2 protein-coding genes are annotated in these 1,627 nt (G+C 67.1%); both read left to right on the forward strand.

Annotation, left to right across the window (positions count from 1 at the left end):
- The first annotated feature begins 1 nt into the window (after nt 1).
- Nucleotides 2-715, forward strand: a complete 714-nt coding sequence (locus tag L1080_RS03670; protein WP_250776275.1) for a thioesterase II family protein — start codon at nt 2-4, stop codon at nt 713-715.
- Complete coding sequence (locus tag L1080_RS03675) at nt 712-1,542, forward strand: SDR family oxidoreductase (protein WP_250776273.1); 831 nt, start codon at nt 712-714, stop codon at nt 1,540-1,542. Before L1080_RS03670 ends, L1080_RS03675 begins: the two co-directional genes overlap by 4 nt.
- Nucleotides 1,543-1,627 lie beyond the last annotated feature (85 nt).

The raw sequence follows: 1,627 nt of genomic DNA on the forward strand, positions 1-1,627 counted from the left end.
TATGAGTGAGACCGTGCTCGTATGCCTGCCGTATGCCGGTTCCGGTGCGTCGTTCTTCCGGGGGTGGCGGAGTTTCGCTCCGCGAGGGCTGGAGGTCGCGCCGCTGCAATTACCCGGGCGCGAGGAGCGGTTCGTGGACCCTCCTCTCACCGAGGTCGCGGAGGCCGTCGACGACCTGCTGCCCCGGGTGCTGCCGATCGGGCAAGGTGCGGAGCGGGTCGCGATCTTCGGTCACAGCCTGGGCGCGGTCCTTGCCTATGAGCTTGCCCATCGACTCGCCGGTCAAGGCGGTGTGCCGCTCACCCATCTGTTCGTGAGCGGGTCGCCCGGTCCGGCGACGGTCCGGGAGATACGTGCGTCGCTCCTGGATGACGAGGGTTTCCTCGCGCAGGTAAACGAACTCGCCGGTTACTCGCACCCGGCGTTGGAGAATCCCGAACTGCGGGAACTTCTCCTTCCGGTCCTCCGCGCCGACGTCGAGATGCACGAGAACTACCGGCCGCCGCCGCATCCGCTGCTGGACATCCCGGTCACCGCGCTTCGTGGACGCGAGGATCATCTCGTCAGCGCCGAACAGGCAGCGCAGTGGAAAGAGGTCACCACCGGCGAGAGCACGGTCGTGGAACTCGACGGTGGTCACATGTACCTCACCGACCATCCGCATGCCCTCCTACGACTCGTCGCGTCCCGCCTCTCGGTCACCGAACCGCGATGAGCCCCTCTCTGGAAGGCAAGACCGCCGTCGTCACCGGTGCCGCGCGGGGCATCGGACGCGCCTGTGCGATCGACTTCGCTGCGGGCGGGGCGGACGTGATGTTGCTCGACGTGTGCGGGGACATTCCGGGTGTTCCCTACCCACTGGGCTCCACGAGCCAGCTCGAGTACACCGCCGACCTGTGCCGCGGACACGGAGTTGCGGTGCTGACGCGCGCGGTGGACGTGCGGGTGCGCAGCGAGATCGACGCTGCCGTCGACGCGGCACACGAACGATTCGGCCACGTCGACGTATTGGTCAACAACGCGGGAATCGCGGCACCGTCGGGAACGCTCGTCCACGAGATCGACGAGGACGAATGGCGATTGATGATCGACGTCGACCTCTCGGGGGCGTGGCGGGCGATCGCCGCCACGGGACGGATCATGGTGGCGCAACGCAGCGGCAGCATCATCAACATCAGTTCCACCGCGGGCATCGTCGGGTACAGACGCTTCGCCGGTTACGTTGCCGCCAAACACGGATTGGTCGGCCTGACCAAGGCCGCCGCACTGGACTATGCGCCCAGTGGTGTCCGCGTGAATGCGCTGTGCCCCGGATCGGTCCGCGACAGTCCCGCCTTCGAAGGCCGGATGCTGGCCGAGATCGCTCGATCGCTCGGCATTCGAGTGGAGGAGCACGAGTCCGTGTTCGTGCAGTCGCAGCCGAACAATGCACTCATCGATCCGGAGGATGTTGCTGCGGCTGCCCGGTGGCTCGCGTCCGACGACTCACGGAGGGTCACCGGATCGGTCGTCACGGTCGACGGCGGCTTCTCGGCGCGGTGACACGACCAATCCAGAGGCAGGTCCGCGGTGCGCCCGGGCGCTTCTCGGCAGGCGCCTCGGAACGGTTCTTCGGTAGAATCGACAC

The organism is Rhodococcus sp. MSC1_016, assembly GCF_023667485.2.
In the GTDB taxonomy this organism is placed as follows: Bacteria; Actinomycetota; Actinomycetes; order Mycobacteriales; family Mycobacteriaceae; genus Rhodococcus_F; species Rhodococcus_F oxybenzonivorans.